The 13,455-nt window shown below is 71.6% G+C and carries 10 protein-coding genes; all 10 read right to left on the bottom strand.

The window, feature by feature from the left end:
* Nucleotides 1-3: 3 nt before the first annotated feature.
* Nucleotides 4-735, bottom strand: a complete 732-nt coding sequence (gene pgeF / locus IE207_RS01345; RefSeq protein ID WP_190182125.1) for a peptidoglycan editing factor PgeF — start codon at nt 733-735, stop codon at nt 4-6.
* Nucleotides 732-1,937 carry a cell division protein FtsZ gene (ftsZ, locus tag IE207_RS01350; RefSeq protein WP_190182126.1) on the bottom strand — a complete coding sequence of 402 codons (1,206 nt, stop codon included), beginning with the start codon at nt 1,935-1,937 and terminating at the stop codon, nt 732-734. Before ftsZ ends, pgeF begins: the two co-directional genes overlap by 4 nt.
* Nucleotides 1,938-2,216: 279 nt before the next feature.
* On the bottom strand, nt 2,217-3,059 hold the full coding sequence (locus tag IE207_RS01355; RefSeq protein WP_373304643.1) for a cell division protein FtsQ/DivIB: 843 nt from the start codon (nt 3,057-3,059) through the stop codon (nt 2,217-2,219).
* Between the two features lie 15 nt (nt 3,060-3,074).
* Nucleotides 3,075-4,169, bottom strand: a complete 1,095-nt coding sequence (gene murG, locus IE207_RS01360) for an undecaprenyldiphospho-muramoylpentapeptide beta-N-acetylglucosaminyltransferase (RefSeq protein WP_190182127.1) — start codon at nt 4,167-4,169, stop codon at nt 3,075-3,077.
* A 6-nt stretch (nt 4,170-4,175) separates the two neighbouring features.
* Nucleotides 4,176-5,591 carry a putative lipid II flippase FtsW gene (ftsW, locus tag IE207_RS01365; protein ID WP_190182128.1) on the bottom strand — a complete coding sequence of 472 codons (1,416 nt, stop codon included), beginning with the start codon at nt 5,589-5,591 and terminating at the stop codon, nt 4,176-4,178.
* Nucleotides 5,592-5,660: 69 nt separating this feature from the next.
* Nucleotides 5,661-7,196, bottom strand: coding sequence for a UDP-N-acetylmuramoyl-L-alanine--D-glutamate ligase (murD, locus tag IE207_RS01370; RefSeq protein ID WP_229873226.1), 1,536 nt, complete (start codon nt 7,194-7,196; stop codon nt 5,661-5,663).
* Complete coding sequence (gene mraY / locus IE207_RS01375) at nt 7,178-8,248, bottom strand: phospho-N-acetylmuramoyl-pentapeptide-transferase (RefSeq protein ID WP_190182129.1); 1,071 nt, start codon at nt 8,246-8,248, stop codon at nt 7,178-7,180. The genes murD and mraY overlap by 19 nt, the downstream gene beginning before the upstream one ends.
* The gene (locus IE207_RS01380; RefSeq protein ID WP_190182130.1) at nt 8,245-9,663 is read right to left on the bottom strand and encodes a UDP-N-acetylmuramoyl-tripeptide--D-alanyl-D-alanine ligase; all 1,419 of its coding nucleotides are present in this window, start codon (nt 9,661-9,663) and stop codon (nt 8,245-8,247) included. The genes mraY and IE207_RS01380 overlap by 4 nt, the downstream gene beginning before the upstream one ends.
* A complete protein-coding gene (locus IE207_RS01385; protein WP_190182131.1) occupies nt 9,660-11,369 on the bottom strand; it encodes a UDP-N-acetylmuramoyl-L-alanyl-D-glutamate--2,6-diaminopimelate ligase in 1,710 nt (569 codons plus the stop codon). Before IE207_RS01385 ends, IE207_RS01380 begins: the two co-directional genes overlap by 4 nt.
* A gap of 37 nt (nt 11,370-11,406) precedes the next feature.
* Nucleotides 11,407-13,380, bottom strand: coding sequence for a peptidoglycan D,D-transpeptidase FtsI family protein (locus tag IE207_RS01390; protein ID WP_373304644.1), 1,974 nt, complete (start codon nt 13,378-13,380; stop codon nt 11,407-11,409).
* Between the last annotated feature and the right edge of the window lie 75 nt (nt 13,381-13,455).

Raw genomic sequence — 13,455 nt, forward strand, 5'->3', positions numbered from 1 at the left:
ATTTCAGTCCAACCAGACATATCCGGCCAGCCGCCCGGTCACCCGGTCGCGGCGGTACGAGAAGTGGTCCCGCGACTCCAGTGTGCAGACCGGGGAACGACGGCTGTCGGCCACCCCCGCCTCGGCCAGCTGCGCGTGCACCCCGGCGACCACGTCGACGGAGGGCGTTCCCCAACTGGTCTCGCCCCAGGCCGCCGGAACCACCTCCGCGACCGCCGCCCGCATCTCGGCGGGCACTTCGTAACACCGTCCGCAGACGGCCGGTCCGGTCCGGGCGATCACGCGGGCCGGGTCGGCGCCCAGGGCGGTCATCGCCTCGACGACGGCAGGCACCACACCCGCGACCAGGCCGGGCCGCCCGGCGTGCGCGGCGCCCGCTACCCCGGCGACCGGGTCGGCGAGCAGGACGGGCACGCAGTCGGCGGTGAGCACCGCGAGGGCCAGTCCCGGGCGGCCGGTCACCACCGCGTCCACCGCCGGGACCTCCCGGCCCGCGTCCCACGGCCCGTCGACCACCGCCACGTCCCGGCCGTGCACCTGGTTCATCCAGACCACCCGCTCGGGCGCGATGCCCAGGGCTTCGGCGGCGCGCGTCCGGTTCGTGCGAACGGCGGCCGGGTCGTCTCCGACCGCGCCGCCGAGATTGAGCTCCTCGTACGGAACGGCGCTCACCCCGCCCCACCTGTCGGTGAAGGCGAAGTGCGCGCCGTTCTCGCTGTGGTGTGCCAGCGTCACTTCAAGAAGTCCGGGACGTCCAGTTCCTCGGCCGGGCTGTCCGCGTAGGGACGGGCCGTGGGGACCTGCGGCGCCGGGGCCGCCGCCTCGGCGGGGACCTCGACCGGAGCCGGGGGGTCCTCACGGGGGGTGACCGTGCCGAGTCCGCCGAAGGCCGGGCGGACCGGTTCGGGAGCGGCGCGGACGGGAGCCGGGGCCGGCTCCTCGCGCTTGGTGGACGCGGCGCCGATGACGTTGTCCCGGCGGGTCGGGGGCTGTCCGCCGTCGAACCCGGCCGCGATGACGGTGACCCGCACCTCGTCGCCGAGCGCGTCGTCGATGACGGCGCCGAAGATGATGTTCGCCTCGGGGTGCGCCGCTTCACTGACCAGCTGCGCGGCCTCGTTGATCTCGAAGAGGCCGAGGTCCGAACCGCCGGAGATGGAGAGCAGGACGCCCCGGGCGCCGTCGATGGAGGCCTCCAGGAGCGGCGAGGAGATCGCCATCTCCGCCGCCGCCACCGCGCGGTCGTCGCCACGGGCCGAGCCGATGCCCATCAGGGCCGAGCCCGCCTCGGACATCACGGACTTGACGTCCGCGAAGTCGAGGTTGATCAGGCCGGGGGTGGTGATCAGGTCGGTGATGCCCTGTACGCCCGAGAGCAGGACCTGGTCCGCCGACTTGAACGCGTCGAGGACGCTGACCTGGCGGTCCGAGATGGACAGCAGGCGGTCGTTGGGGATGACGATGAGGGTGTCGACCTCTTCGCGGAGTTCGGCGATGCCGTCCTCCGCCTGGTTCGCGCGGCGCCGGCCCTCGAAGGTGAACGGCCGGGTGACCACACCGATCGTCAGGGCGCCCAGCGAACGGGCGATGTTGGCGACGACGGGTGCGCCGCCGGTGCCGGTGCCGCCGCCCTCACCGGCGGTGACGAAGACCATGTCGGCCCCCTTGAGGACCTCCTCGATCTCCTCGCGGTGGTCCTCTGCCGCCTTGCGGCCGACGGCCGGGTTGGCGCCGGCGCCGAGGCCACGGGTGAGTTCGCGGCCGACGTCGAGCTTGACGTCGGCGTCGCTCATCAACAGCGCCTGGGCGTCCGTGTTGATGGCGATGAACTCGACACCCTTGAGACCGACCTCGATCATTCGGTTGATGGCATTGACACCACCGCCGCCGACACCGATGACCTTGATGACTGCGAGGTAGTTCTGCGGTGCTGCCACGTCGAAGGCCTCTCGCCTCGATTACGTGTCGCCGCCTCGCGGGCCTGCGGTGCGACGACTGATGCCGAAATGTGGGACGGTCCGACCGCGCCGACCCGAACCCTAACCCTGAAGTTTAGGGTTAAGTGTGTGTCTGTTCCTTGGACTCTTCCGAACAGGACACTAAGTCGACAAGTAGCGCGTGTTCAACGAACACGCCGAACCTCCCGTTTTTCTTTTCACCCTATGTGATCACCCGTATCGCTGGCCAACCAGGGTGCGCCGCGGTTCGACTGGACGTCAACTCCCGGACACGGCAGGGGCGGTGGGGACGCTCACGTCGAAGTGCCCGGCGCCCGGTACGGCTTTGAGCAGAGCGGTCAGCGCACGCCCCTTCGCCTCGCCCAGTTCACCGCTCCCCCACACGACCGTCCGGCCCCGCGTCAGCTGGAGCACGACCGAGTCGTAGGACTCCACCTTGACCTGCACGGCCTCCTTGGCGACGGCTTCCGGGAGGCCTCCGGCGATGCCCACTGCCTCGTGCAGCAGCCGTTCGGCGTCGAATCGGCGGCCGCTCGGCGAGCGTTCCGCGGCCAATTCGAGGACCGGGACACCGGCGGGTGCTTTCGCGACCGTGTCGAATCGCACACCGGAAGCGTCCACTTCGACGAACTTCGCGTCTTTCCTGATGAGCAGGACCGGTTTGCGTTCCTTCACTTTCAGACCGATTCCGTGCGGCCAGGCCCGCACCACGTCGACCGAATCGATACGGGGCAGCCGACGGCGGAGCCGGCCCTCGATCTCGTCGCTGTCGATGCTCACAAGAGGTGCGCCGACGGGCACGGCCGCCGCCGCCAGCACCTGCTGCCCGGTGAGCACCTCGGTGCCGGTGGCGGTGACCTTCTCGACGCGGAGCCAGGAGGATCCGTAGAGCACCCAGGTGCCGCCGGCGGCCAGGAGCACCGCCGCGACGAGCGAGGCCAGGACGAGGATCCGGCGCGATCTGATGCCGGATCCCCACGGGCCGCCGCGCTGCGACGGCTTCGGGCCGCCCGGCGGCTTGGGAGCGCCGGAGCCCCCGCCCTTGGGGCGGGGCCGGCCGGAGCCGGGGTTGCCTCGCTGTGCGGTCGTCGCTCCGGCCACTCCTGTGCCTCCTGATCAGCGGTTACTGCGTGCCGCGATCGCCTCGTAGACCAGGCCGACGAGCAGGTCGTCGGCGTCCCGGCGGCCGAACTCGGCGGCGGCGCGGGACATCTCGTACAGGCGGTGCGGGTCGGACAGCACCGGAAGGACCTGCCCGAGCACCCACTCGGGGGACAGTTCCGCGTCGTCGACGAGGAGGCCACCGCCGGCCTTCACCACCGGCTGGGCGTTGAGCCGCTGCTCGCCGTTGCCGATCGGCAGCGGGACGTAGGCGGCCGGGAGCCCGACGGCGGAGAGTTCGGCGACGGTCATCGCGCCCGCACGGCACAGCATCATGTCGGCCGCGGCGTACGCGAGGTCCATCCGGTCCACGTACGGTACCGGGACATAAGGCGGCATCCCGGGCATGTTGTCGACACGCGGCAGTTCGTTCTTCGGGCCGACCGCGTGCAGGATCTGGATCCCCGAGCGCTGGAGGGTCGGAGCGACCGCCTGGATTGTCTCGTTGAGACGGCGGGCGCCCTGCGAGCCGCCGGAGACCAGCAGGGTCGGCAGGTTGGGGTCCAGCCCGAAGGCGGCGCGCGCCTCGGGGCGGACGGCGGCCCGGTCCAGGGTCGAGATCGAGCGGCGCAGCGGGATGCCCACGTAGCGGGCGCCGCGCAGCTTGCTGTCCGGGGTGGACACCGCGACGGCGTGCGCGTAGCGGGAGCCGATCTTGTTGGCCAGTCCCGGCCGGGCGTTGGCCTCGTGGACGATGATCGGCACCCCGAGGCGCTTGGCCGCGAGGTAGCCGGGCAGGGCCACGTAGCCGCCGAAGCCGACGACGCAGTCGGCCTTGGTGCGCTCCAGGATCTCCTCGGCCGCCTTGATCGTGCCGCGCAGCCGTCCTGGGACGGTGATCAGCTCGGGGGTGGGCTTGCGGGGCAGCGGTACGGCGGGGATCAGCCCCAGCTCGTAGCCGCGCTCGGGCACGAGGCGGGTTTCGAGTCCGCGTTCCGTGCCGAGGGCGGTGATGCCCACGGAAGGGTCCTGCCTGCGCAGGGCGTCCGCGAGGGCGAGCGCCGGCTCGATGTGGCCGGCGGTCCCCCCACCGGCGAGTACGACATGCACCGAAATTCACCGCTCTCCGGACGGACGCCTTGTGACGCGCCGTCTCATCGACTTCCATCTCAGCCCGTTCCACGGCCGGCCGTTCTTCGGCTGCCGCATCGCGAGCGCCGCGCGCGCGGCCGGCTCCTCCCGCGCGAAGGCGATGAGCAGTCCGATCGCGAACATGGTCGGCAGCAGGGCTGACCCTCCGTAGGAGAACAGCGGGAGCGGGACCCCGGCGATCGGCAGCAGACCGAGCACCGCACCGATGTTGATCACGGCCTGGGCCGTGATCCATGTGGTCACGCCTCCCGCGGCATACCGTACGAAGGGGTCCTCCGTGCGTCCGGCCACGCGGATACCCGCATAGCCTAGAGCCGCGAACAGGGCGAGCACCGACAGCGTCCCCGCGAGACCCAGTTCCTCACCGGTGATGGCAAAGATGAAGTCCGTGTGCGCTTCGGGCAGTTGCCCCCATTTTTCCACACTCGCACCCAGACCGGAACCGAACCATCCACCGGACGCGAGGGCGTAGATCCCGTGGACGGCCTGCCAGCAAAGGTCGTTCTTGCCCGGTTCTGTCGCACCGATGCAGGCCAGCCGGTCCATCCGGTGCGGACTGGTCTTGATCAGCAGTACGACGATCACACCCGCGAAGGTCAGCACCCCTGCGAACATCCGCGTGGGCGCCCCGGCGAGCCACAGCAGCCCGAAGAGGATCGCCCCGAGGATCACGGCGGTTCCCATGTCCCCGCCGAGCATGATCAGGCCGAGCAGCAGGAAGGTCACCGGCACGAGCGGCACCAGCAGGTGCTTCCACTGGCTCAGCAGCCCCTTCTCGCCCTTGCGCGCCAGCAGGTCGGCGCCCCACAGGATCAGCGCCAGCTTGCCGAACTCACTGGGCTGGAGCATGAACGGACCGCCAAGGGAAATCCAATTCTGGTTGCCGTTGATCGACACCCCTATCCCGGGGACCTGGACCAGGACCATCAGGAAGAGCGTTCCGGCGAGCACCGGGTAGGAGAGCGCCCGGTGCAGTTTGACCGGCATCCTGGAGGCGGCCAGCAGCAGGCCGGCGCCGATCAGGGCGGCCAGGAACTGCTTCTTGAAGAAGTAGGCGTCGCCCAGGCCCAGCTGGAGCGCCTTGATCATCGAGGCGGAGTAGACCATCACCAGTCCGAGGACGGTGATGAGCAACGAGCTGCCGAAAATCAGGTAATACGCGGTGAGCGGGCGGTCCCAGGCCTTGCGCAACTGCCACTGCGTGCGCCGGAGTCCGGCGAGCGGCCCGCGCCCCGCAGGGCCGCCGGGGCGGGCCGCCGGGCGTTTTCGGCCCTGTGCCCGGACCGCCTTCACGGACGTGGCGGCCCTGACCGCCTTGACGGCCTTCACGGCCTTCGTGGCGGACGGCCGCCGCCCCGGCAGGACTTGTCTGGCCGGCATCTGTGATCTTCCCCTCCACTCGTACGGGGCGAGCAGCCGGTCGGGGAGGGACGCCTGCCCTGGGTCGACCTAGGCGCTCTCGGCGGCCAGTTCGCGTACCGCGTCGGCGAACGCGTCCCCACGCTCGTTGTAGTTCGCGAACATGTCCATCGAGGCACAGGCAGGTGCCAGCAGGACCGTGTCGCCGCGCTCGGCGAGCCGGGCCGCTTCCCGGACCGCTGCGAGCATCGCCCCAGTGTCCGTCCGGTCGAGGTCCACGACCGGGACCTGCGGGGCGTGTCGCGCGAGCGCCTGCGCGATGAGGGCCCGGTCGGCGCCCATCAGCACCACGGCGCGCAGCCGCTGCGCCGACTTCTGCACGAGTTCGTCGAAGGTCGCGCCCTTGGCGAGACCGCCGGCGATCCAGACGACGGGTCCGAAGGCGGCGAGGGAGGCCTCCGCGGCGTGCGTGTTGGTGGCCTTGGAGTCGTCCACGTACGTGACCCCCTCCACCTCCGCCACGTGCGCGACGCGGTGGGCGTCGGGGCGGAAGTCGCGCAGGCCGTCGCGGACGGCGCGGGGCGCCACGCCGAAGGCGCGGGCGAGGGCGGCCGCCGCGAGTGCGTTGGCGATGTTGTGCGGGGCCGGCGGGTTGACGTCCCCGACCTCGGCGAGCTCCTGGGCGTTCTTGTGGCGGTTCTCGACGAAGGCGCGGTCCACGAGGATGCCGTCGACGACGCCGAGCATGGAGGGGCCGGGGGCGCCGAGGGTGAACCCGATGGCACGGCAGCCCTCTTCGACGTCGGCCTTCTCGACCAGTTCCTCGGTGGCCCGGTCGGCGACGTTGTAGACGCAGGCGACGGTGTTGCCCTCGTAGATCCGGCCCTTGTCGGCGGCGTACGCCTCCATGGAGCCGTGCCAGTCGAGGTGGTCGGGGGCCAGGTTCAGCACGGCCGCGGAGTGGGCGCGCACCGAGGGCGCCCAGTGCAGCTGGTAGCTGGAGAGTTCGACGGCGAGCACGTCGTACTGCTCCTCGCCGGTCACCACGTCGATGATGGGGGTGCCGATGTTGCCGACGGCCGCCGTCCGCAGGCCCGCGGCCCGCAGGATCGAGGCGAGCATCTGCGTGGTGGTGGTCTTGCCGTTGGTGCCGGTGATCGCGAGCCAGGGGGCGGGGGCCGGCTCCGGTTCGCCCGTGCGGGCCGCACGCAGTTCCCGGCCGGCCTCGCGCAGCCGCCAGGCGATCTCCACGTCGCCGACGACGTCGACGCCCGCCTTGGCGGCGGCCAGGAAGAGCGGGCTCTGCGGCTGCCAGCCGGGCGAGGTGACGACCAGTTCGGTGCCCTCGGGCAGGACCTCCCCGGCGCGGGCCCCGTCGCTCAGGAGGCCGAGGCGGACCTCGACGCCGAGCTCCGCGAGTTCGGCGGCCTTCGCGCGGTGCGCGTCGCCGTCGCCGTTGTCGACGACGGTCACCGTCGCGCCGAGTCCGGCCAGCGCCCGGGCGGCGCTGATGCCGCTGATGCCGAGGCCGGCCACCGTGATCCGGCCCGGCAGACCGAAGCGGCCCAGGGCGTCGGGGCCGATCAGGCCGGCCAGGTCGGTGGTGCTCACTTGTCCGCTGCCCATCCCGCGTAGAAGAGTCCGAGGCCCACGATCACGCACATGCCCTGGATGATCCAGAAGCGGACCACCACAAGGACTTCGGACCACCCCTTGAGTTCGAAGTGATGTTGCAGCGGGGCCATCCGGAAGACGCGCTTCCCGGTCATCTTGAAGGAGCCGACCTGGATGACGACCGACATGGTGATGAGGACGAAGAGGCCGCCGAGCAGGGCGATCAGGAACTCCGTGCGGGAGCAGATCGCGAGGCCGGCGAGTGCGCCGCCGAGCGCGAGCGAACCGGTGTCGCCCATGAAGATCTTGGCGGGCGAGGTGTTCCACCACAGGAAGCCGAAGCATGCGCCCATCAGGGCGGAGGCGACGACCGCGAGATCCAGCGGGTCGCGGACCTCGAAGCAGGCCGCCGGGTTGGTCAGGTCCTGCGCGTTCACACAGGACTCCTGGTGCTGCCAGACACCGATGAAGGTGTACGCACCGAAGACCATCACCGCGGCGCCCGTGGCCAGGCCGTCCAGGCCGTCCGTCAGGTTCACGCCGTTGGACATGGCCAGGATCATGAACAGCGCCCAGACCACGAACAGCACCGGGCCGATCGACCAGCCGAAGTCCGTGACGAACGACAGCTTGGTGGAGGCCGGGGTCAGCGCGCGCGAGTCCTTGAACTGGAGCGCGAGCACCGCGAAGGCGATGCCGACGATCAGCTGGCCGGCCATCTTGGCCTTGGCCCGCAGACCGAGCGAACGCCGCTTGACGATCTTGATGTAGTCGTCCAGGTAACCGACCAGGCCCATGCCCGCCATCAGGAACAGCACCAGCAGACCCGAGAAGCTCGGCTCTTCGCCGGTGATCACCTTGGTGAGGGCGTACGCGATGAGCGTGGCCAGGATGAAGGAGATGCCGCCCATGGTGGGCGTGCCCTTCTTCCCGGCGTGGCCGCGCGGGCCGTCGTCACGGATGAACTGGCCGTAGCCCTTGCGGGCCAGCAGCTTGATCAGCAGCGGGGTGCCGATGACGGTGAGGAACATGCCGATGACACCGGCGAACAGGATCTGCCTCATCGGTCGGAGGCCTCGCCTTCGAGCAGAGCCTGTGCGACCCGCTCCAGACCGGCCGACCTGGAAGCCTTCACCAGCACGACGTCCCCCGGGCGCAGTTCACTGCGCAACAGGTCGACCGCCGCCTGCGCGTCGGACACGAGCACCGACTCCTCACCCCACGAACCCTCGTTATATGCGCCCAGTTGCAACCAGGACGCTTCCCTGCCCCCGACTGCGACGAGCTTGCTCACGTTGAGCCGGACGGCAAGCCGTCCCACCGCATCGTGTTCGGCGAGCGCGTCGTCACCGAGCTCGGCCATGGGGCCGAGCACCGCCCACGTGCGGCCCCCGTTCGCCTGTGCGGCGGCGCCCATCGCGGCGAGCGCTCGCAGAGCGGCCCGCATGGACTCGGGGTTCGCGTTGTAGGCGTCGTTGACGATCGTGACGCCGTCCGCGCGCTCGGTGACCTCCATCCGCCACCGGGACAAGGTGCCCGCCCCGGAGAGCGCGGTGGCGATCTCCTGTGCGGACATGCCCAGGACATGGGCGACCGCGGCCGCGCCGAGCGCGTTCGACACGTGGTGCTCACCGTACAGCCGCAAGGTCACGTCACTGCACCCGGTGGGTGTGTGGAGTGTGAACGAAGGGCACCCCTGGGGCGTCATACGGACATCCGTGGCCCGTACGTCGGCGTCCTCGGCCTCGCCGAAGAGGACCGTACGGGCCTTCGTGCGGGCGGACATGGCGCGGACCAGCGGGTCGTCGGCGTTCAGGACGGCGACGCCGCCCTCGGCCTCGGACGGCAGGGCCTCGACCAGCTCGCCCTTGGCCTGGGCGATGGCCTCGCGGCCGCCGAACTCGCCGATGTGGGCGGTGCCCACGTTCAGCACGAGGCCGATGCGGGGCGGGGTGAGCCCGGTGAGGTAGCGGATGTGGCCGATGCCGCGGGCGCCCATCTCCAGCACCAGGTGCCGGGTTTCCTCGGTGGCGCGCAGCGTGGTGATCGGCAGGCCGATCTCGTTGTTGAGGTTGCCCGGCGTCCACACCGTCGGCGCGTGGTGCTGGAGGACCTGGGCGATGAGGTCCTTGGTGGAGGTCTTGCCGGCCGAACCGGTCAGGGCCACCACGTCGGTGCCGATCCGGGCGACGACGGCCCCGGCCAGCGCCCCGAGGGCCGTGACGACGTCGGGGACGACGATGGCGGGCACTGCGACGGGCCGGGTGGCGAGGACGGCGCGGGCGCCCGCCGCGATGGCCGTGGCGGCGTAGTCGTGGCCGTCGACGCGCTCGCCGACGAAGGCGGCGAACAGGCTGCCGTCCTCCACCTGGCGGGAGTCGAACACGACGGGGCCGGTGACCAGCAAGGACGGATCCGGTATGTCGTGGAGCTGCCCGCCGGTGATGTCGGCGATCTCGGCGAGGGAGAGGGGGATCACGGGGTCACCTCGGCCTGGGGGGCCTGCTGTTGGCGTTCGATGGCGGCGCGGAGCACCGCGCGGTCGTCGAAGGGACGGACGACGCCCGCGGTGTCCTGGCCCTGCTCGTGGCCCTTGCCGGCCACCAGCACGGTGTCGCCGGGCCGGGCGCGGGCGACGGCGGCGGCGATGGCCTCGGCCCGGTCGGCGTCGACGAGGACGGCGCCCCGCTCGGCGGGCGGTACGGAGACGGCGCCTTCGAACATCGCGGCGAGGATGGCGAGCGGGTCCTCCGAGCGCGGGTTGTCGGAGGTGAGGATGGCGGTGTCGGCGAAGCGGGCGGCCGCGGCGCCCATCGGGGCGCGCTTGGTGGTGTCGCGGTCGCCGCCGCAGCCGAGCACGATGTGCAGCTTGCCCTCGGTGACCTCGCGCAGCGCGCGCAGCACCGATTCGACGGCGTCCGTCTTGTGCGCGTAGTCCACGACGGCCAGGAACGGCTGTCCCGCTTCGACCCGCTCCAGCCGGCCCGGCACCCCGGGGACCGCGGCGACGCCGTCGGCGGCGGTCTGCGGGTCGATGCCGGCGGCGGCGAGCGTGACGATCGCGGCGACGGTGTTGGCGACGTTGAACGGGCCGGGCAGCGGGGCGGTGGCCCGTACGCGCTGTCCTTCGGGGCCCAGCAGGGTCAGCGTGGAGCCGGCGGCGCCCAGGACCACGTCCTCGGCGCGCCAGTCGGCGGCGGGGTCGCCGGAGGCGGAGAAGGTGACGACCGGGATCGTCGCCTCCTTGGCCAGGCGCCGGCCGTACTCGTCGTCGGCGTTGACCACACCGAGGCGGGCCCGGCGCTCGGTGAAGAGCTGGGCCTTGGCCTGGAAGTAGTCCTCCATGTCGGAGTGGAACTCCATGTGCTCGGGGCTCAGGTTGTTGAAGACGGCGACGTCGAAGACGCAGCCGTCGACCCGGCCGAGCACCAGGGCGTGGCTGGAGACCTCCATGGTCACGGCCTCGACCCCGCGTTCGCGCATGACGGCGAAGAGGGCCTGGAGGTCGGTGGCTTCGGGGGTGGTGCGCTCGGACTTGATGCGCTCGTCCCCGATCCGCATCTCCACGGTGCCGACCAGGCCCGTCGAGCGTCCGGCGGCGCGCAGGCCGCCCTCGATGAGGTAGGCGGTGGTGGTCTTGCCGGAGGTGCCGGTGATGCCGAGCTGGAGCAGGGCCTCGCCGGGGCGGCCGTAGATCTCGGCGGCGAGCTCGCCCATCCGGCCGCGCGGGTCGGCGACGGCGAGCACCGGCAGTCCGGTCGCGGCGGCGCGTTCGGCGCCCGCCGGGTCGGTCAGCACGGCGGCGGCGCCGAGTCCGGCCGCCTGGGCGGCGAAGTCCGCCCCGTGCAGCTTGGCGCCGGGCAGGGCCGCGTACAGGTCACCGGGGCGCACGGCACGGGAGTCGTGCGTGATGCCGGTGATCCGCGTCGTCTCCACCGTCGGGGCGGCGCCTGATGCTCGCACGCCCAGCAGCTGCGCCAGCTCGCCCAGCGGGATCGGGCGGGCGGAGAGGGGCCGGGGCGCTCCCGGCGGCGCTGCCGGGGCGTCTTTCTGGGGCGTTCTGGGCTGATCAGCGTGGGACACGGCGGTGAGCGTACCGGGCGTTGCGGGCCCCTCGCGAAGTGAGGGCCCGGCCGCGGGGCCGGCGGGCGACTGGTTCCCGGTTTTCGGGGTGATCGTTGTCACTGATGGTGCCTCACGCGTCTGTGGCTGGGCGGTCGGTTCACTGGGCGGGCTGCGGGCCCGTCCGGGGTGCGGGCTGCGGGGCCGGCGGGGGCGCGGCGTCGTAGGTGACGGGCAGCCCGGCGGGGGCGGTTCCGGTGGGGGCGACCTGGAGGGTCTTGAGTGCGAACTCCATGACCTTCTTGTAGATCGGTCCGCAGATCTGGCCGCCGAAGTAGCTGCCCTTGGTGGGGTTCTGGATGGCGCAGTAGACGGTGATCCGCGGGTTGTCGGCGGGTGCGAAGCCGGCGAAGGAGGCGGTGTAGCCCTTGTAGCGGCCGGTGGCCGGATCCACCCGGTTGGAGGTGCCGGTCTTGCCGCCGACCCGGTAGCCGGGGATCCGCGCCTTGGTGCCGGTGCCCTCCTGGTCGTCGACCACGGATTCGAGCATCTGCGCGAGGGTCTTGGCGGTCTCCTTGCTGACGACGCGGGTCTGCCCGGGCGCCTTGGCCGGGGTGAAGCGGCCGTCGGGGCCCTTGGTGCCGCGCACCAGGGTCGGCTCGATCCGGACCCCGTCGTTGGCGATGGTCGAGTACACCGAGGCCGCCTGCATGGCGTTGAGGGAGAGGCCCTGGCCGAAGGGGATCGTGTACTGCTGCGAGGTGGACCAGTCCTCGGGCCTGGCGAGGATGCCGCGGGACTCGCCCGGGTAGTTCAGGCCGGTGGGCTGTCCGATGCCGAACTTGTTCAGGTAGGAGTAGAGCACCTTGTTGGCCTCGGTCTGGGTGCTGCCGAGCTGGCCGGTGGCCAGGATCGTGCCGATGTTCGAGGACTTGGCGAGGACCCCGTTGAGGGTCAGGTACCAGGTGGGGTGGTCGATGTCGTCCTTGAAGAGGCGGTCACCGCGGTGGAGCCGGTTGGGGACCTCGACGTGGGTCTGTGGGGTGGCCTTCTTCTCCTCCAGTACGGCGGCCATCGACATCACCTTGGCGGTGGAGCCGGGTTCGTAGACGTCCTGGAGGGCCGCGTTGCCCATGGCGGTGGAGCGGGCCTTGCTGAGGTCGTTGGGGTCGAAGCCGGGGGCGTTGGCCATGGCCAGCACCTCGCCGGTGCGGGTGTCCTGGACGATGACGTAGCCGCGGTCGGCGCCGGACTTCTCGACCTGCTCGCTGATCGCGCTCTGCGCGGCCCACTGGATGTCGCGGTCGATGGTCAGTTCGATGTCATCGCCGGGTACGGCGGGCTTCTCACTGGATCCGGCGGTGGGGACGCGGCGGCCGCCGGACTGGGCGTAGGTGAGTTCGCCGTCCTTGCCGGCCAGCTTCTTGTCGAGGGCGGACTCCAGGCCGCCGCCGCCCTTGCCGTCGGCGTTGACGTAACCCAGTATCCCGGCGGCCAGGTCGCCGTTCGGGTACACGCGCTTGCTGCTGTCCTCCTTGAACACGCCCGCCAGGACGTTGGCGCCGGGGCCGTTGTTCTTCCGGTCGGCGGCCGCCTTGTCGGCGAAGACCTTCTGGAGGTCCTTGATCTGGTTCCAGACCTGGGGGGTCTGGCGGCGGGCGAGGACGACGTAGCGGGTGTTCTTGGTCGCCAGGCGCCCCGCGATCTCCTTGGCGTCCTTGCCGAGGATCGGCGCGAGGAGCGCTGCGGCCTGCTCCGGGGCGTCGGGGGCCTTGCTCTCCTGCGGGGTGAACATCTTCGGGTCGGCGGTGATGTCGTACGCGTCGACGCTGGTGGCCAGGGCCACGCCCTTGCGGTCGGTGATCTCCCCGCGCTCGGCGGCCAGGGTGTAGCTGGCGAAGCGGTTCTCGGAGGCCTTGGCGGAGTACGCCGAGGCGTCGACGGCCTGGACCTGGAGGAGCCGGACGACGAAGGCGAGCATCACGAGGGTCAGGGCCACGCTGACCAGGCGCAGGCGGGGCTTGGGGCTGCCGAGGCGGATGGTGTGCGGTGTGCGCGCGGCGGCGCCGGGGCGGCCCGTGGCGCGCGCCCGCACGGAGCCGGGCTCACGCCGCCGGGGCACCTGCGGGCTCACGCGGCCGCCGCCTTCCGCCACGGGCCCCGCACCCGGGGCGCCGGTGACGCCGGGTCCCGGCCGGCGAGGCCTGGC

This window comes from Streptomyces cirratus (genome assembly GCF_014650775.1).
Classification (GTDB): domain Bacteria; phylum Actinomycetota; class Actinomycetes; order Streptomycetales; family Streptomycetaceae; genus Streptomyces; species Streptomyces cirratus.